At 69.8% G+C, this 18,241-nt stretch carries 12 protein-coding genes; 7 read left to right on the top strand and 5 right to left on the bottom strand.

All coding sequences use genetic code 11. The annotated features are described in order from the left end of the window. The first annotated feature begins 37 nt into the window (after positions 1–37). From ACIPSA_RS09055 to ACIPSA_RS09040, 4 genes are read left to right on the top strand one after another with little or no spacing between them, the layout of a single operon-like run. Entirely contained in the window at positions 38–1,306 is a 1,269-nt protein-coding gene (locus tag ACIPSA_RS09055; RefSeq protein ID WP_402630727.1) for a glycosyltransferase, read from the top strand. Continuing rightward, positions 1,303–2,955, top strand: a complete 1,653-nt coding sequence (locus ACIPSA_RS09050) for an ArnT family glycosyltransferase (protein WP_402630724.1) — start codon at positions 1,303–1,305, stop codon at positions 2,953–2,955. Before ACIPSA_RS09055 ends, ACIPSA_RS09050 begins: the two co-directional genes overlap by 4 nt. Continuing rightward, entirely contained in the window at positions 2,952–4,145 is a 1,194-nt protein-coding gene (locus ACIPSA_RS09045; RefSeq protein WP_402630721.1) for a glycosyltransferase, read from the top strand. Before ACIPSA_RS09050 ends, ACIPSA_RS09045 begins: the two co-directional genes overlap by 4 nt. Next, the gene (locus tag ACIPSA_RS09040) at positions 4,142–6,544 is read left to right on the top strand and encodes a galactose oxidase-like domain-containing protein (RefSeq protein ID WP_402630718.1); all 2,403 of its coding nucleotides are present in this window, start codon (positions 4,142–4,144) and stop codon (positions 6,542–6,544) included. Before ACIPSA_RS09045 ends, ACIPSA_RS09040 begins: the two co-directional genes overlap by 4 nt. Here ACIPSA_RS09040 and ACIPSA_RS09035 read toward each other — a convergent pair. The 4 genes from ACIPSA_RS09035 to ACIPSA_RS09020 form a co-directional block, all read right to left on the bottom strand. Then, positions 6,541–7,263 carry a Mut7-C RNAse domain-containing protein gene (locus ACIPSA_RS09035; protein ID WP_402630715.1) on the bottom strand — a complete coding sequence of 241 codons (723 nt, stop codon included), beginning with the start codon at positions 7,261–7,263 and terminating at the stop codon, positions 6,541–6,543. The two genes, ACIPSA_RS09040 and ACIPSA_RS09035, sit on opposite strands and share 4 nt — an antisense overlap. A 33-nt stretch (positions 7,264–7,296) precedes the next feature. Beyond that, positions 7,297–7,938, bottom strand: a complete 642-nt coding sequence (locus ACIPSA_RS09030) for a TetR/AcrR family transcriptional regulator (RefSeq protein WP_402630712.1) — start codon at positions 7,936–7,938, stop codon at positions 7,297–7,299. Continuing rightward, positions 7,935–9,491, bottom strand: a complete 1,557-nt coding sequence (locus ACIPSA_RS09025) for an MFS transporter (RefSeq protein ID WP_402630709.1) — start codon at positions 9,489–9,491, stop codon at positions 7,935–7,937. The genes ACIPSA_RS09030 and ACIPSA_RS09025 overlap by 4 nt, the downstream gene beginning before the upstream one ends. 113 nt (positions 9,492–9,604) lie before the next feature. Next, positions 9,605–10,318, bottom strand: coding sequence for a hemolysin III family protein (locus ACIPSA_RS09020; RefSeq protein WP_402630706.1), 714 nt, complete (start codon positions 10,316–10,318; stop codon positions 9,605–9,607). 352 nt (positions 10,319–10,670) lie between these two features. Between ACIPSA_RS09020 and ACIPSA_RS09015 the strand changes: the two genes are divergently transcribed. Beyond that, positions 10,671–12,494, top strand: coding sequence for a phosphoenolpyruvate carboxykinase (GTP) (locus tag ACIPSA_RS09015; RefSeq protein WP_402630704.1), 1,824 nt, complete (start codon positions 10,671–10,673; stop codon positions 12,492–12,494). Positions 12,495–12,692: 198 nt separating this feature from the next. Here the strand turns inward: ACIPSA_RS09015 and ACIPSA_RS09010 are convergent, their stop codons facing one another. After that, positions 12,693–13,121, bottom strand: a complete 429-nt coding sequence (locus tag ACIPSA_RS09010; RefSeq protein ID WP_402630701.1) for a GtrA family protein — start codon at positions 13,119–13,121, stop codon at positions 12,693–12,695. Between the two features lie 128 nt (positions 13,122–13,249). Here ACIPSA_RS09010 and ACIPSA_RS09005 point away from each other — a divergent pair, with 128 nt between their 5' ends. Continuing rightward, positions 13,250–14,290: a glycosyltransferase family 2 protein gene (locus tag ACIPSA_RS09005; RefSeq protein WP_402630698.1), complete on the top strand. Its 1,041-nt coding sequence runs from the start codon at positions 13,250–13,252 to the stop codon at positions 14,288–14,290. A gap of 226 nt (positions 14,291–14,516) precedes the next feature. Continuing rightward, a complete protein-coding gene (locus ACIPSA_RS09000) occupies positions 14,517–18,236 on the top strand; it encodes a choice-of-anchor D domain-containing protein (protein WP_402630696.1) in 3,720 nt (1,239 codons plus the stop codon). Positions 18,237–18,241 lie beyond the last annotated feature (5 nt).

Genomic DNA, 18,241 nt, shown 5'->3' with positions numbered 1-18,241 from the left:
GTCGCGCCAGGGGGATTTGGGATCTGGGGGGATCTTTGTGCTCACGTCTGTCTTAATTGCTGCCGTTTCGCTGGCCTTGTTCTGGATGGCGGCCTTCACCTTGTGGTGGCAGATGCACGCGTGGCGCACGCCCGAGGTGCTCGCCTCCACCCGGTTCAGCAGGCCGGACGGGGACGAGCATGTGTCGTTCTCGCTGCTGCTGCCGGCGCGGCACGAACAGGCCGTGCTGGACCACACCATCCAGCGGCTGCTGGAGTCCACGCACACCGACTTCGAGATCATCGTGATCGTGGGGCACGACGACCCCGAGACCACGGCGGTGGCCGAGCGGGCCGCCGAACGCGACCCGCGCGTCCGGGTCGTCGTCGACACCCACGAGAAGAAGAACAAGCCCAAGGCCATGAACACGGCGCTGCCGCACTGCCGCGGTGACGTCGTCGGGGTCTTCGACGCCGAGGACCAGGTCCACCCGGAGCTCCTCGCCCACGTCGACCACGCCTTCCGCACCACCGGAGCCGACGTCGTCCAGGGCGGCGTCCAGCTCATCAACTTCCACTCCAGCTGGTACAGCCTGCGCAACTGCCTGGAGTACTTCTTCTGGTTCCGCTCCCGGCTCCACCTGCACGCGCAGAAGGGGTTCATCCCGCTCGGCGGCAACACCGTCTTCGTCCGCACGGACGTGCTGCGGGAAGCGGACGGCTGGGACCCCAACTGCCTCGCCGAGGACTGCGACCTGGGCGTCCGGCTGTCCAGCGTCGGCAAGAAGGTCGTCGTCGCCTACGACTCCGACATGGTCACCCGTGAGGAGACCCCGGGCTCGCTGATGTCGCTGCTCAAGCAGCGCACCCGCTGGAACCAGGGCTTCCTGCAGGTCTACCGGAAGAAGGACTGGAAGCAACTCCCCGGCTTCGGCCAGCGGTTGCTCGCCCGGTACACCCTGATGACGCCGTTCCTGCAGGCCTTCTCCGGAGTCGTCATCCCGCTCAACGCCGCGGTCGCGCTCTTCCTCGACGTGCCCGTCGGAGTCGCCTTCCTCACCTTCCTGCCGCTGGTCACCGCCGCCGTCACCTTCGTCTTCGAGGTGGTCGGGCTGCACGACTTCGGCAAGCAGTACGGACTCCGTGTCCGCCTCGTCCACTACGTGAAGCTGATCGTGGGCGGCCCCTTCTACCAGGTCCTCCTCGCCGGGGCCGCCATCCGCGCCGTATGGCGTGAGCAGCGCGGCCGTAACGACTGGGAATTGACCTCGCACGTCGGCGCGCACCTGACCGCGGCCGAGACGATCCGAGAGGACGTTCCTGCGTGACCTCCACCCTCCCCGCGGTGACCACTCCGAAGGTCCCCGCGCAGCGCCGACCTGCGCCCTCGGAGCGTTCGACTGGTCGAACGTCGCCGCCGACCCGGCTCAGCTCCTCCCGTTCCGACCTGCTCCTGTGCGGTGTGCTGCTCCTGGCGATCCTCGTCGTCCAGGGCTGGAACATCGCCGACTACCCGACCCTCAGCGACGACGAGGGCACCTACCTCGCCCAGGCCTGGGCCGTGCAACAGGGCAAGGGCCTGGCCCACTACACCTACTGGTACGACCACCCGCCGCTGGGCTGGATCCAGATAGCCCTGCTCACCTGGATCCCGTCCGCGATCAGCCCGGGTTCGATGACCGTCGGCAGCATGCGTGTCGCCATGCTGGTGATCAGCGCCGTCAGCGCCGTCCTCGTCTACGTCCTCGGACGGCGGCTGTCCCTGCCCCGCTGGGCGGCCGGCCTCGGCATGGTGCTCTTCGGGCTCTCGCCGCTGGCCGTCGTCCTCCAGCGCGAGATCTTCCTCGACAACATCGCCGTGATGTGGCTGCTCCTCGCGTTCTGCCTCGCCGCCTCGCCCAGCCGGCATCTGTGGCACCACTTCGGCGCGGGACTCGCGGCCGCGGCGGGTGTGCTCACCAAGGAGACGATGCTCGTCGTCCTGCCCGCCCTGCTGGTCACCATGTGGCGCCACAGCCACCGCGACACCCGCAAGTTCGCCCTCACCGGGGCCGTCACCGCCTGTGCCCTCGCGGGCTTCTCCTACCCGCTCTTCGCCCTCCTCAAGGGCGAGCTGCTGCCGGGCAGTGGACACGTGTCGCTCTGGGACGGCATCAAGTACCAGATGTCCAGGCCGGGTTCGGGATTCATCCTCGACACCTCGTCCGGCTCGTACGGAGTGCTCCACTCCTGGCTGTACTACGACCGCGTCCTGCCCCTCGGCGGTCTGGCCGGGGCGCTGCTGCTCCTCGTCACCTGGCGCTGGTCGGTCACCGCCCGCGCCCTCGCCGGACCGGCCCTGACCGTGGCGATCCTGGCCGCGGTGGCCATGCGGCCGAACGGCTACCTGCCCGCCATGTACGTCATCGGCGCCCTGCCGTTCCTCGCGCTGGTCCTGGCCGGGGGCGCCGCCTCCGTCACCCACGCCGTGCTGCGCAGATGGCGGTCCGAGGGCGAGAACCGGTACCTCACCGGCGGCCGGTACGCGCTCGCCGCCGTCCTCGCCGTCGCCGCCGGCTTCTATGTCGTACCGCACTGGTACGACGGCGACCGCACCGCCGTCACCGCCGACGCCAACGCCTCCTACCGGCAGGCCTCGAAATGGCTCGGCAGCAAGGTGGGCGACCCGAAGCACACCCGGGTCCTCGTCGACGACGCGCTGTGGCTGGACCTGGTCCACCACGGCTACCAGCCGGGGCTCGGCGCCATCTGGTTCTACAAGGCCGACCTCGACCCGGCCGTCACGAAGACCATGCCGCACGGCTGGAAGGACCTCGACTACGTGGTCGCCTCGCCGACGGTCCGGCGTGACGCCCGCGACCTGCCCAACGTCAGGGCCGCCATCCAGCACTCCACCCCGGTAGCCACCTTCGGCACCGGACCCGACCGCATCGAGATCCGGAAGATCCAGACGGCAGCCGCGGGAGGCGAGCGATGAGCAGCCACGAGTACACCGTCCCGGGTGAGCTGGGCGATCCGGCCGTACGGGCCGCCGAGGTCGCCGAGCCCGGTGCCGTCACCATCGTCGTACCGACCTACAACGAGTCCGCGAACATCCGGCAGCTGCTGCACCAGATCACCGAGTCGGTGCCCGCCCGGCTGCCCTGCGAGGTCGTCTTCGTGGACGACTCCACCGACGACACCCCCGAGGTCATCCGGCAGGCCGCGCAGGACTGCCCGTTCCCGGTGACCGTGCTGCACCGCGAGGAGCCGGTGGGCGGGCTCGGCGGGGCGGTCGTCGAGGGGCTGAAGGCGGCCGGCTCGGAGTGGATCGTCGTGATGGACGGCGACTGCCAGCACCCGCCCTCCCTGGTGCCGGAGCTGGTGGCCACGGGGGAGCGCGCGAACGCGGGGCTCGTCGTCGCGTCCCGGTACATCAAGGGCGGCAGCCGGGCCGGGCTCGCCGGCAGTTACCGGGTGGCCGTCTCACGCGGGGCGACCTGGCTGACCAAGTCCCTCTTCCCGCGCAAGCTGCACGGCATCAGCGACCCGATGAGCGGCTTCTTCGCCATCCGGCGCAGCGCGGTCACGGCGGACGTGCTCAAACCCCTCGGCTACAAGATCCTCCTTGAGCTCGCCGTGCGGAGCCGGCCGCGCGCGGTCGCCGAGGTGCCGTTCGTCTTCCAGGACCGGTTCGCCGGCGAGTCCAAGTCGACCGCTCAGGAAGGCTTCCGCTTCCTGCGTCACCTGGTCGGCCTGCGCACCGCCTCACCGGTCGCCCGCATGGTCGCCTTCGGTCTGATCGGCGCCACCGGCTTCGTGCCCAACCTGGTCGGCCTGTGGGCGCTGACCGCGCTGGGCATGCACTACGTCCTCGCCGAGATCCTCGCCAACCAGCTCGGCGTCGCCTGGAACTTCCTGCTCATCGAGCACCTGCTGTTCCGCGACCGGCGCGCGCACCGCCGCTGGTGGGACCGCGTCGGCCGGTTCGCGCTGCTCGCCAACGCCGACCTGGTGCTGCGCATCCCGCTGATCGCGGTGCTCGTCGACCGGTTCGGGATGGGCGCCCTGCCCGCCACCGCGCTCGCGCTGGTGACGACGTTCGTCCTGCGCTTCGTCGGGACCGAAGCGCTGGTCTACCTCCCGCGGCGGAGCGGGAGTCGTACCACTGCAAGGAGAGCCGTGTGAACCTGCACCGAAGAAGGACCGCACTGGTCGGGGTGGGGGCCCTGACCGCCGGTCTGCTCCTGACCTCGCCCCAGCCGGCCGAGGCAGCCAACCTGATCAAGAACCCGGGCTTCGAGACGGACGGCACCGACGGGATGCCGTACTGCTGGGAGAAGTCGGGCTGGGGGAACAACGACTTCACCTTCGCGACGACGTCGGACGCGCACAGCGGCGCCAAGGCCATGAAGGTCACGCTCACCCGGCGCGTCGACGGCGACCGCAAGGCGCTGATCACCGAGTCGACGGACTGCGCGCCGGCGGTGTCGGCGGGCAAGCAGTACGACCTCGGGCTCTGGTACAAGTCGACCACCCCCGACGCCAACGTCACCCTGTTCCGGCACGACACCACCGCGGGCTGGCAGTACTGGACCGACCTCAAGACCCTGGACATGGCGTCGGGCTGGACCCAGGCCTCGGTCCGTACGCCGGAGGTCCCGGCCGGCACCGACCGCATCACCTGGGGTGTCTCGGTGTACGGCACCGGCTCGGCCACCACCGACGACTACACCATGGATCAGGTCCCCGACACGCTCCCGCCCGCCCAGTGCACGGGCACGAACGCCCAGTGCGCGGACGGCAGCTGGTCGGTCCTGCCCACGCAGAACCCGGTCCGTTCCATGCACTCCGTCGTCCTCAACAACGGCAAGGTGCTGCTGATCGCGGGCTCGGGCAACAGCGAGGAGAACTTCAACGCGGGGACCTTCACCTCCGCGGTCTACGACCCGGCGAACGGCACCTACAAGGTCATCCCGACCCCGAAGGACATGTTCTGCGCCGGTCACATCCAGCTCCAGGACGGGCGCGTGCTCGTCATGAGCGGCAACAAGGCGTTCCCGGTCCCGGGCGGGCACGGCTACGAGGGCTTCAAGGACTCGTACATCTTCGACCCGAAGACCGAGACGTACAGCAAGACCAACGACCTGAACGACGGCCACTGGTACCCCTCGGCGACCGAACTCGGCAACGGTGACGTCGTCTCCTTCGGCGGTCTGCGCGAGGACTCGTCCGGCTCGGTGACCGCCGAGTACTGGTCGGACAAGGACCAGGCGTGGCAGCCGCTGTGGAAGGTCAACCAGACCTGGTCGTTCTGGGGCCTGTACCCGTCGATGATCCTGATGCAGGACGGCCGCCTCTTCTACTCGGGCAGCCATGTCTTCGGCAACAACATCCCGGGCACCGGATCGGCGGTCTACGACTACAACGCCAACACGGTCACGCAGATCCCGGGCCTGCAGAACAAGGACCAGCGCGACCAGTCGGCGAGCGTGCTGCTGCCCCCGGCGCAGGACCAGCGGGTACTGACCCTCGGCGGCGGCAACATCGACTCCAACCCGGACGCCAACCGGCTGACCGACGTCATCGACCTCAAGCAGGCCAGCCCGTCGTACGTCGCCGGGCCGCCGATCCCGCAGGGCACGGTCGACCTCGGAGCCGGCAAGGTCGCCGAGACCGGCAACCAGGGCAAGATGTACGTCTCCGCCGTGCTGCTGCCCGACGGCAAGGTCCTGGAGACGGGCGGCGGCCTGCACAACCGCGCCAACCCGGTGTACGAGGCCTCGCTCTACGACCCGAACGCCAACACCTTCGACCCGGTGGCGGCCGACCCGGAGGCCCGCGGCTACCACTCGTCGGCGTTCCTGCTGCCCGACGGCCGGGTGATGGCCACCGGTGACAACCCGGGCAACGGCACCTGGAACCACAACGTGTCGATCTACACCCCGCCCTACCTCTACAAGGGCACCCGCCCGACGATCACCTCGGTGATCAACCAGGAGTGGAAGTACGGCGACACCCAGCGGATCACGGTCGACCGGCCCGTCGCCAAGGCGGAGCTGATCCGCCCGGCCGCGGTCACCCACTCCTCCGACCCCAACCAGCGGTTCGTCGACCTCCCCCTCTCGGTGGACGGCAACAACGTCGACCTGAACGTGACGAGCAACCCCAACCTGGCCCCGCCCGGCTGGTACATGCTCTTCGCGGTCGACGCCAACGGCGTGCCGTCGGTGGCGAAGTGGGTGCACCTGCAGGGCCCGGCCGCGCTGAGCGCCTCGGCCCCCTCCGCGCACATCCACTCCTTCGCCGACTCCCTGGAGGGCAAGGTCTCCGGGCCCGGCAAGAAGCGGACGTCGCAGAAGGTCAGCACCACGCTTTCCGGCTGCGACCGGCACTACGGATCGATCAACGTCTGTGTGCCGACCGTCTTCCCGGCCGAGGTGAAGAGGACGACCGCGGCACGCTGCACCTGGCTCAAGAAGAACCACTACGGCCGGCTGAAGATCAACGGCAGCGACGACCCGCTGGGCCTGGACCCCGACAAGGACGGAATCGCCTGTGGGAAGGGTGATGCGAGGAAGCGTTAGCCTCGCCCGCTGAACTCCGCCAGGGCGCGCTCCACGATGGCCTCCAGCTGGTCGTGGTGCGCGCCCTTCCAGTACGCGCGCCCGCACTCCAGGCACTGCGCGAAGACGTCGTACGACCGCTGCGTCCCGCCCTTCAGCTGGTGCGCCACCTCGTCCTTGGAGGCCTCCTTCAGCAGGCCGTTGCAGGCCGTGCAGCGGGTCCAGGGGCGCAGCTCCGGTGCGAACCGGTCGAGGACGTCGCGGAGTTGGTCCTCGGGGCGGGTGCTGTAGACGTAGGCGCCCGCCCACAGTTCGCGGCGGCGCAGCAGGCCGCGGTCGCGGCTGAGCATGACCCGCTTCTCCGCCGCCGAGCGGGCGGCCAGTGCCGGGTCGCCGATGTCCGTCGACTCGTAGGCCGTGTCCACGCCGAGCAGGCGCAGCCGGCGGGCGAGGGTGCCGAGGTGGACGTCGAGGAGGAAGCGCAGGGGCGCGCCGGGGACCCGCTGAGGCCGTTCGACGGGCCGGACCTCGACGGAGTCGCCGGCGGCGGGGACGTACGACGTGGGTACCTCGCGGCCGTCCACCCACAGGGCGCCGACCTCGGTCAGCGGGACGCCGGCCGACTCGACGACGTGGCCGAGGGTCGAGACGCCGTCGGTGACGAGTGTGCGGCGCAGGACGCGCTGGACGAACAGGGCGAGGTCGGGGGCGAACTCGACGTGGATCTCGGGACCGTTCACCCGGTCAGGATGGCACGGAAGATGGCCGTGGCCTCAGGAGTTTTTCGGTGTGAGGCCGTTTTCCAGGACTTCCAGGGCCCGGTCCACGAGGGCGCGCAGATCGCCCTCGCAGCCGTTCTCGGCCCAGTACATGTTGACTTCCATCAGGCCGCCGATCAGCGACATCGCGTAGACGCGCAGCTCGAAGCCCTCCGGGTCGAGACCGAAGCGCTCGCCGATGGCGTCGCGCAGCATCCGTCCGGTCTCCGACATGCTCTCGTAGATCCGGGAGCGGACGGCGGGGACCTGGAGCGCGAGGTGTGCCCGGATCCGGACCGTCTCGGGGTCCTCCGCCATCAGCGCGCCGATGGCCTTGCCCATCACGTGCCGCAGCGAGTCCATCCAGGGCTCGTCGGCGGGTCGGGAGCGCAACTCCTCGGCCATCAGCGGGTCGTACTCGTCCGTGATGACGATGTCCTCTTTGGTCGGGAAGTACCGGAAGACGGTCGACGGCGACACCTCGGCCCGGTCGGCGATCTGCTCGATCGTCGTGGCGTCGAAGCCCTGTTCCTTGATCAGCGCGTAGGTCGCGGCGCGGATCGTCTCGCGGGTCTTGATCTTCTTTCGTTCCCGCAGGCCGAGCTGGGGGCGGTCGGCGGGGGAGAGGGGGGAACGTGCGGCCGTCATGCGGCTCATTGTCGGGCATCCGCCACCGGGACGGCCATCTCGGGGTCCGCGCTCTCCGCAGGCCCCGCGGTCGTGGCCCTCGGCAGGAAGGCCGCTGCCAGCAGCGCGGAGAGCAGCGCGGCGATCCCGCACACCAGCAGGACCACGCCCATGCCGTGGACGTAGGCACTGTTCGCGGAGGCCGCCAGGCGGGCCGCGTTCTCGGGGTGCGCCTTCTCGGCGATCAGATGCGCGGCGACCACGGAGTCACCGGCCGTGTCGGCGGCCCGCGCGGGCAGTCCCGTGACGTCGAGCCGGTCCCGGAAGACACTGGCGAGCAGGCTGCCCAGCAGGGCGATGCCGATCGCGGCGCCGACCTGGCGGAGCGTCATCAGCAGCCCTGATCCGCTGCCGGCCCGGTCACGGGGCAGGGTGCCGAGGGCGCCGTCCATCGCGGGCACGACGGAGAAGCCGAAGCCGAGGCCGGCGATCGAGAGCCACAGCGCTGTGAAGCCGTAACCGGAGTCGACCGTGGTACGGCTGCCGAGCAGCGCGGCGAAGGCCAGCACCACCAGGCCCGCACTCACCACGGCACGCGGGCCGAAACGCGCGACGACCGGTTGCGCGCCCCGTGCGGCGACCATCAGACCGCCCATCATCGGCAGCAGCCGCAGGCCGGTGCCGAAGGCGTCGTGGCCGAGGACGGCCTGGAGGTACGGGGGCAGCACGAACAGCAGGCCCGACAGGACGAACATCACCAGGGTCGCGGCGAGCGTGTTGAACAGGAAGCCTCGCCGGCCCAGCAGCGCCATGTCGAGCATGGGGCGTTCGACGCGCCTCTCGCGCAGTACCAGCGCGGTGAGCATGACGGCGGCCGCGGCGAACGTCGCCAGCACCAGTCCGTCGCCCCAGCCGCGGTCGGGTGCCTCGATGATCGCGTAGATCAGGGCGCCGAGGCCGGTCGCGGTGAGCGCCGTGGACAGCGCGTCGACCTTCGGCGAGGCGGGGTCGCTGGTCTCGGGCAGCAGCAGGACGCAGGCGGCGATGCCGATCGCGGCCATCGGGACGTTGACCAGGAAGACCGAGCCCCACCAGAAGTGGTTGAGCAGCCAGCCGCCGATGATCGGGCCGAGCGGCAGGCCGAGCGCGGAGGCGGCGGAGATGATGCCGACGGCCTTGGTACGTTCGTCGGGGCCGAACAGCGAGGGCAGCACGGACAGCGCGAGCGGGGTGACCAGCGCGCCGCCGACACCCATGAACGCGCGGGCGGCGACGACCCAGTTCACGTCCCCGGCCAGTGCGCCGATCAGCGAGCCGACCAGGAAGACCCCGAGCCCGGCGATCAGCATCCGCCGCCGTCCGAACCGGTCGCCGAGGAGTCCGGCCGGGAGCATCAGCGCGGCGAAGACGACGACGTACGCGTCCGCCATCCACTGCTGCTGTCCGGTGGTGGCCCCGAGTTCGCCGGCCATGGTCGGCAGCGCCACGTTGAGGATCGTCATGTCGAAGCCGAGCGTGAGCATGCTTGCGACCAGGGCCGCGAGGGCCCACCAACGCCTGGGGTCTGGAGTAACAGTAACCATGAAATGAGAGTAGCTTTCAAAATCGAGTGACTGTCAATGGGGTGCAGATGTCAGGCAATGAAAAATGGCCACGGCTCGCAAGCCGTGGCCACTCGGGGGAGGGGGAGAGGGGGTTACCCGTGCTGGTACGCCACCAGGGAGATGCCGACGTAGTGGACGACGAAGGCGGCCAGCGTGAAGGAGTGGAACACCTCGTGGAAGCCGAACCAGCGCGGTGACGGGTTGGGCCGCTTGATCCCGTAGACCACGCCGCCCGCGCTGTACAGCAGGCCGCCCACGATCACCAGGACCAGGACGGCGATGCCGCCGGTGCGCATGAAGTCCGGCAGGAAGAAGACGGCCGCCCAGCCCATGGCGAGGTAGCAGGGGGTGTAGAGCCAGCGCGGGGCGCCGACCCAGAAGACGCGGAAGACGATCCCGGCCGCCGCGGCCGCCCAGATGCCCCACAGCAGCCACTGCCCCTTGGCGTCCGGCAGCAGCAGCATGGTCAGCGGCGTGTAGGTGCCCGCGATGATCAGGAAGATATTGGCGTGATCCAGCCTGCGCAGGATGCCGTCCATGCGCGGGCTCCAGTTGCCCCGGTGGTACAGCGCGCTCACGCCGAACAGCAGGCATGCCGTCAGGGCGTAGATGCCGCAGGCGACGCGGCCGCGGGGGGAGTCGGCGAGGGCGGTGAGCGCCAGGCCCGCCACGAGTACGGCCGGGAACATGCCGAGATGGAGCCAGCCCCGGAGCTTGGGCTTGACCGGGTGCGGCAGGGTGGGCGCGACGGAACTGCGGCCGGCGGCCGGCGGGTCCGTGGGCGCGTCGGGGGCGGACGCAGTCATGACCGGAATCGTACCTACGGAACCGTAAGTTACGCCGCACTCCGGCTCGATGACGGGTCGATAGTGGCCATCGTCTCACGGGGTCGCGCCCTCGCGCCTCCGTTGTGTCCGACTTCGACCGCAAACCCGCGGTAACGCAAAAAGACCTTCAGGCGAACCCATCGTGCACGCAAAGAAACGCGATAACCGTGGTCTTCCTCACGTCGCTCACCTGTGATGCGCTCTGGACATATGCGCACTACCATCGGATGATCAAATGAGTGCGGTCGGCACCGGATGAGCGGCTACGAAGCGTCCGGGCCGCGGCCCCCACGGGGCAACAAAGGACAAAATCCCTCATTTAGGAGCAATCGTGGCGCGCGACATCGCGGCTCCCCCCGTCATCCCCACCAACCACCAGGAACTGATCTCGTGGGTCAACGAGATCGTCGAACTGACCCAGCCGGACAACGTGGTCTGGTGTGACGGATCCGAGGCCGAGTACGAGCGACTGTGCGAGGAGCTCGTCAGCAAGGGCACCTTCAAGAAGCTGGACCCGGTCAAGCGCCCCCACTCCTACTACGCGGCCTCCGACCCGACCGACGTCGCCCGTGTCGAGGACCGGACGTTCATCTGCTCCGAGAAGGAGCAGGACGCCGGCCCCACCAACCACTGGAAGGCGCCCGCGGAGATGCGGGAGATCTTCCAGGGCGAGAAGGGTCTGTTCCGCGGCTCGATGCGCGGACGCACGATGTACGTCGTGCCCTTCTGCATGGGCCCGCTGGGCTCGCCGCTCTCCGCGCTCGGCGTGGAGATCACGGACTCGGCGTACGTCGCCGTGTCGATGCGGACGATGACCCGCATGGGACAGCCGGTCCTGGACGAGCTCGGCGACGACGGCTTCTTCGTCAAGGCCGTGCACACCCTCGGCGCCCCGCTGGAGCCGGGTCAGCAGGACGTCCCCTGGCCGTGCAACCAGACCAAGTACATCTCGCACTTCCCCGAGAGCCGCGAGATCTGGTCCTACGGCTCCGGCTACGGCGGCAACGCCCTGCTCGGCAAGAAGTGCTACGCGCTGCGCATCGCCTCCGTCATGGCGCGCGACGAGGGCTGGCTCGCCGAGCACATGCTGATCCTCAAGCTCACCCCGCCGCAGGGCGAGTCGAAGTACGTCGCGGCGGCCTTCCCGAGCGCCTGCGGCAAGACGAACCTCGCCATGCTGGAGCCGACGATCTCCGGCTGGACGGTCGAGACCATCGGCGACGACATCGCCTGGATGCGGTTCGGCGAGGACGGCCGTCTGTACGCGATCAACCCCGAGGCCGGCTTCTTCGGAGTCGCGCCCGGCACCGGTGAGCACACCAACGCCAACGCGATGAAGACGCTGTGGGGCAACGCCGTCTTCACCAACGTCGCGCTCACCGACGACGACGACATCTGGTGGGAGGGCATGACGGAGGAGACTCCGGCCCACCTCACCGACTGGAAGGGCAACGACTGGACGCCGGCGTCCGAGGCCCCGGCCGCCCACCCCAACGCCCGCTTCACGGTCCCCGCCTCCCAGTGCCCGATCATCGCGCCGGAGTGGGAGGACCCGAAGGGCGTGCCGATCTCGGCGATCCTGTTCGGCGGCCGCCGGGCGTCGGCGGTGCCGCTGGTGACGGAGTCCTTCGACTGGAACCACGGCGTGTTCCTGGGTGCGAACGTCGCTTCCGAGAAGACGGCCGCCGCCGAGGGCAAGGTCGGCGAACTGCGCCGCGACCCCTTCGCGATGCTGCCCTTCTGCGGCTACAACATGGGCGACTACATGGCCCACTGGATCGACGTGGCCAAGGACAAGGACCAGTCCAAGCTGCCGAAGATCTACTACGTCAACTGGTTCCGCAAGAACGACGAGGGCAAGTTCGTCTGGCCGGGCTTCGGTGAGAACAGCCGCGTCCTGAAGTGGATCGTGGAGCGCCTCGCCGGCAAGGCCGAGGGCGTGGAGACCCCCATCGGCATCCTGCCGACCAAGGCGGCCCTCGACACCAACGGCCTCGAACTCGCCGACTCCGACCTGGACTTCCTCCTCACGGTCGACAAGGAGATCTGGCGCGAGGAGGCGGCGCTGGTCCCCGACCACCTCAACACCTTCGGCGACCACACCCCGAAGGAGCTGTGGGACGAGTACCGGGCGCTGGTGGAGCGCCTGGGCTGAGACCCGCACGAAAAGACTCCGCGGCCGGTCCTCGGATGCCCTGACCAGCGATCGTCACGGCCGGCCGCGGTGACAGCACCATGAAGAAGGGCCCGGGGCCCGCACCGTACAACGGCGTACGGAGCGGGCCCCGGACCCGTTTCCGGGGAGTCGGGGGCCTCCGGAACCGGGGTCTTCTGGAGTCGGGGTCCTCCGGAGTCAGGGTCCTCTGAAGACCCACAGCCGCAGCAGCACGAAGCGAAGCGCCGTCGCCGCGGCATTGGCCACGATCAACGCGGCGACCTCCACCTGCGTTTCGTCCGGCAGGGTCCGGTGCACCAGGGCGAGGGCGCCGCTGCTGAGCGCGAGCCCGGCGAAGAAGGCCACCAGTCCCTGGAGTTGGTGCCGGGCCGCCCCGTCCGCGCCGCGCACCCCGAAGGTGAACCGGCGATTGGCGGCGGTGTTCGCCACGGCCGTGACCAGCAGCGCGACCAGGTTGGCGGACTGGGCGTCGAGCACCGGCCGCAGGGCCGTGTACAGGCCCAGATAGGCGGCGGTGGACAGTACGCCGATGATCGCGAACGCCGGCAGCTGCCGGGCGACCCCGGCCTCGGTCACATCGGCGGCGGTCTCGGTGGAGTTCGGCATCGATTACGGCACCCGGGGTCGGAGAACGTGTGTCTGTACGCATTGAAACAGTCACGGACAGTACCGTATGCGAGCAAATCGGGCGCATTGCTGCGCCGACCCGCTCGAGATTGGGCTGGCATCTCCGAATGATTGATCTGTTCCACGACCCGACCGACCTGATCGAGCCGGCGATCGAGCTGTCGGTCGTGATTCCGATGTTCAACGAGGAAGAGGCGCTGCCGGCGCTGGTGGGGCGGCTGCGGCCGGTGCTGGACGGTACGGGAGAGCAGTACGAGGTCGTCGCGGTGGACGACGGCTCCACGGACAGGACGGTCGAACTGCTGGCGGAGCTGCGGGTCGCCTGGCCGCAGCTGCGGTTGGTACGGCTGCGCCGCAACAGCGGACACCAGGCAGCGCTGACGGCCGGCCTGCACCGCGCCCGCGGCCGCTACGCCGCGAGCCTCGACGCCGATCTCCAGGACCCCCCGGAGAAGATCCCCGAGATGCTCGCCCTGGCCCGCGCCCAGGGCCTGGACATCGTCTACGGCGTACGCGCCAACCGCTCCACCGACACCGGTTTCAAGCGCCACACCGCGGGGGCCTACTACTGGCTCATGCGCCGCCTGGTCGGCAACCACGTCCCCGCCCAGGCGGGCGACTTCCGCCTGCTGTCGCGCAACGTCCTCGACGCCCTGAAGGCCCTGCCCGACCAGCCGCAGGTGTACCGGCTCCTGGTGCCCTGGTTCGGCTTCCCCAGCGGAGAGGTCACCTACCACCGGGACGAGCGCGTCGCCGGTCACACCAAGTACCCCCTGCGCAAGATGATCCTGCTGGCGGTCGACAGCATCATCAGCTTCTCCGTCGCCCCGCTGCGCCTGGCCACCTGGCTCGGCACCCTCGCCTTCTTCGTCTGCCTCGGCACGCTCGTGTACACGCTGGCCGTCTACACGGCGGGCGACACCGCCCCCGGCTGGGCTTCCCTGATCATCGCCGTTCTCTTCATCGGCGCAGTCCAGCTCATCTGCCTGGGCGTGCTCGGCGAGTACATCGGCCGCATCTACTCCGCCGTCAAGCAACGCCCGACCTACTACGTCGGCGACGACACCGGCACGGCGGACGCCTCCGCGGCGGGCATCGCATGGCCGGGCCCGCGACGCGGCCAGGGAAGCCGGCAGGACGCCTTCTAGCGCTGGATTCCAACGGCAGACGCCGCTGCCCGGTACGGCCGTGGACCCGTCCCGGTTCGAGCGGCGGCGCTCCTTGGCCCGTCCGGGTGGACAACGACGGGCGGGCGGACCGGGATCGAACGGATGGCGCCCTCTCCAGTCGATCATGAGGGCTGGCGGGACGAACATGTCTCCGCCCTCGCAATTCGCGTTCCGAGGTTGGTATATGAACCGCACGCGCAGACCGATGACTCACCTCCGGCTGACGGGCCGTCGGCTGCCGGGGTTCCTGACCGCATTGCTGACGACCTGTCTGTTGCCCGTGGCGTCAGGAGCGTTGCCGCTGCTGTCGGCCTCGCCGGCGCGCGCCGACGTGACGACGGTCTCGACCGACACGTTCCGTACCGGCTGGGACTCCGACGAGCCCGGTCTGTCGCCCTCCCAGGTGTCCAGCTCCGACTTCGGCCAGCAGTTCTCCACCGCCGTGGACGGCCAGGTCTACGCCCAGCCCCTGGTGGCCGGAAAGACCGTCGTCGCCGCCACCGAGAACAACAAGGCATATGGACTGGACTCGGCGACGGGAAAGATCAACTGGACGAGGGACTTCGGTGCGCCATGGCCGGCTTCGGCCATCGGCTGCGGTGACCTGACGCCCAACATCGGGGTGACCTCGACCCCCGTGTACGACCCGGCCACCAAGAGCGTCTACCTCACCGCGAAGGTCAATGACGGTCCCGACACCAAGCATCCCAGCTGGTACATCCATGCCCTCGACGCGGCCACCGGCGCCGAGCGCAGCGGCTGGCCGGTGAAGGTGCAGGGCGCTCCGGTGAACAACCCCGGCCACCCGTTCAACGCGTACAGCGCCGCCCAGCGCCCCGGCCTGCTCCTGATGAACGGATCGGTCTACGCGGGCTTCGCCTCGCACTGCGACCTCGGCACCTACGTCGGCTATGTGCTGGGCGTCAACACCACGACCCGCGCGACCACGCTGTGGGCCACGGAGGACTCCTCCGCCAACGGCATGGCCGGCATCTGGATGAGCGGCGGCGGCCTGGTCTCCGACGGGCCCGGCAGGATCCTCTTCACCACCGGCAACGGAGTCTCCCCGGCGCCCGGCCCCGGCTCGAAGCCTCCGGGTCAGCTCGCCGAGTCCGTGGTGCGGCTGGGCGTCAACAGCGACGGCACGATGTCCGCCCAGGACTTCTTCAGCCCCACCAACGCCCCACAGCTCGACCAGAACGACACCGACCTCGGCGCCGGGGGCCCGGTCGCGCTGCCCGGCTCCCCCTTCGGCACGAGTGAGCATCCCCACCTCCTGGTGCAGATCGGCAAGGACGGCCGGCTCTTCCTCCTCGACCGGGACAACCTCGGCGGCCGCAGCCAGGGGCCCGGCGGTACCGACGGGGTGCTCGGCAACTTCGGTCCGTACGAGGGCGTCTGGGGGCACCCGGCCGCCTACGGGGGCGAGGGCGGCTATGTATACACGATCGGCAGCCACGGCCCACTGCGGGCCTTCGCCTACGGGACCACGGGCTCGGGACTGCCCGCGCTGTCCAGTGCGGGCACGAGTACCGGCACCTTCGACTTCACCACGGGCTCGCCGGTGGTCACCTCCACCGGCACCACACCCGGTTCCGCCCTGGTCTGGGTCGTCCACCCGGACGGCGGCAACAGCCAGCTGCGGGCCTATGACGCCGTGCCGGTGAACGGGACGATGAAGCTGCGCTGGTCCGGCCCGATCGGCACCGCGGCCAAGTTCACCGTGCCCGCCACCGACGGCGGACGGGTCTACGTCGGCACGAGGGACGGCCATGTGCTGGCCTTCGGCCGCCCGTCGAGTACCGCGCTGACCGGCAACCCGGTCGACTTCGGGAAGGTACAGGTGGGCACTACCGGCAAGGCCACGGCCACCGTCACCGCGACCCGTGATGTGACCGTCACAGCGGTGTCCACGCAGTCGGGCAGCAGGTTCTCCGCCGCGCCCACCGGTCTTCCGGTCACGCTGCACGCCGGCGATACGTACTCGGTGCCGGTCTCGTTCTCACCGACGACGTCCGGGGCGGACAGTTCGGTACTGAACTTCACCACCGATGCCGGCACGATCGGGCTCGGCCTGACCGGATACGGCGTCCAATCCGGCCTGAAGGCCGTCCCGGCCACGCTGGCCTTCGGCACGGTGGCCACCGGCACGTCCAAGACCCTGGGTGTGAGCTTCACCAACACCGGTACCCAGGCCGAGACGATCTCGGCCACCAGTCCGCCGAGCGCGCCCTTCAGCGCCACCGGTCTGCCCGCGGCCGGCACCGTCGTCCAGCCCCAGCAGTCCGTCACCGTCCAGGTGAAGTACACCCCGACGGCCGCCGGCGACAACGCCGGGACGCTCTCGGTCACCGGGCAGAACGGCACGGCGACCGTGAGCCTGACCGGCACGGCGGTGGTCGGCCAGGCGCGGCTGACGGTCACACCCACCTCCACCGACTTCGGGCAGGTACCGGTCGGACAGTCGGTCACCAGGACCTTCGACATCAGCAACACGGGCAACATCCCGCTCACCATCACCAAGGCGGCACCACCCACGGCTCCGTTCCAGGTCAGCAATCCGATCAGCGAGGGTCAGGTCATCGGCCCGGAGGACGTGGTGCACCAGTCCGTCACCTTCTCCCCGACGTCCGCCGGTGCCGCCACCGGCACCTACCTGCTCACCTCGGACGACGGCCGCGGCCCGCAGAACGAGACGCTCACCGGTACGGGAACCGTGGCCGGCACCGGGGTCACCGTCCCGGCACCCGCGGCCGGCGGCTGGAAACTCAACGGATCCGCGCAGCTCTCCGGCGACGACCTCCAGCTCACCCAAGCCGTAGGCGACCAGGCGGGCTCCGCGGTCTTCCCCGTCCCGGTGGTGACCGACGGCCTCAAGGCGCAGTTCACGACCGTCATCGGCGGCGGGAGCGGCGCCGACGGTCTGACCTTCAGCCTCCTGGACCCGGCCAGGGCCACCCCGAGCGCGCTCGGCGGCAAGGGCGGGGGCCTCGGCTTGGCGGGACAACCGGGCGTGGCGGTCGCCTTCGACACGTACCGCAACGGGTCCGACCCGTCGTCGAACTTCGTCGGCATCTCCACCGCGGGAAGCGGCGACGATCTCACCTACACGGCGACCACCACCGCCGTGCCCAATCTGCGCTCGGGCACCCACGCCGTCTCCGTCTCCGTCACGGGAACCACCCTCACGGTCACCATGGACGGCACGCAGCTGCTGCGGACCGCGGTGCCCTCGCTCGGCCCCACGGCCCTGCTGAGCTTCACCGGCTCCACCGGCGGGCTCACCGACATCCACACGGTACGGAACGTGGGCATCACCGCCCCCTCGTACGCGGTGCCGCCGCCCGGGCCCAACGGCTGGACCTTCAACGGCTCGGCCGGGCTGTCCGGCACCAACCTGGTGCTCACCAACACGACCGCGCACACCAAGGGGTCCGCCCTCCAGGCCACCGCCGTACCGTCGGCGCGACTGCAGGCACACTTCACCGCTTCGATCGGCGGCGGGAGCGGCGCCGACGGCCTGGCCTTCCTCCTGCTCGACCCCGCCAAGGCGCCCACCACGGCGCTGGGGTCGGGTGGCGGCGGCCTCGGTTATTCGGGACTGCCGGGCATCGCCGTCGCCCTGGACACCTATCGCAACGGCAACGACCCTTCGAACAACTTCGTCGGAGTGGCCGTCGGCGGTTCCGGCGACACACTGCAGTACGCGGCCACCTCGACCGCGATTCCATCCCTGCGGTCCGGTACCCACGCGGTCGACGTGAGCGTGACGGCCGCCGGGCACCTGCTGGTCAGCCTGGACGGCAAGCAGATCATCGACACCGCGGTGACCCTGCCCCAGAACGTACGGGTCGGGTTCAGTGGGGCCACCGGCGGATACACGGACAATCACACGGTCCTCAGCGGCGTCAAGATCGCCTACTGAGGCTC

This window comes from Streptomyces sp. NPDC086549 (assembly GCF_044746205.1).
Taxonomy (GTDB): Bacteria; Actinomycetota; Actinomycetes; order Streptomycetales; family Streptomycetaceae; genus Streptomyces.
The sequence above is the reverse complement of the archived record's forward strand: the minus strand, read 5'-3'. Positions and strand labels throughout refer to the sequence as shown.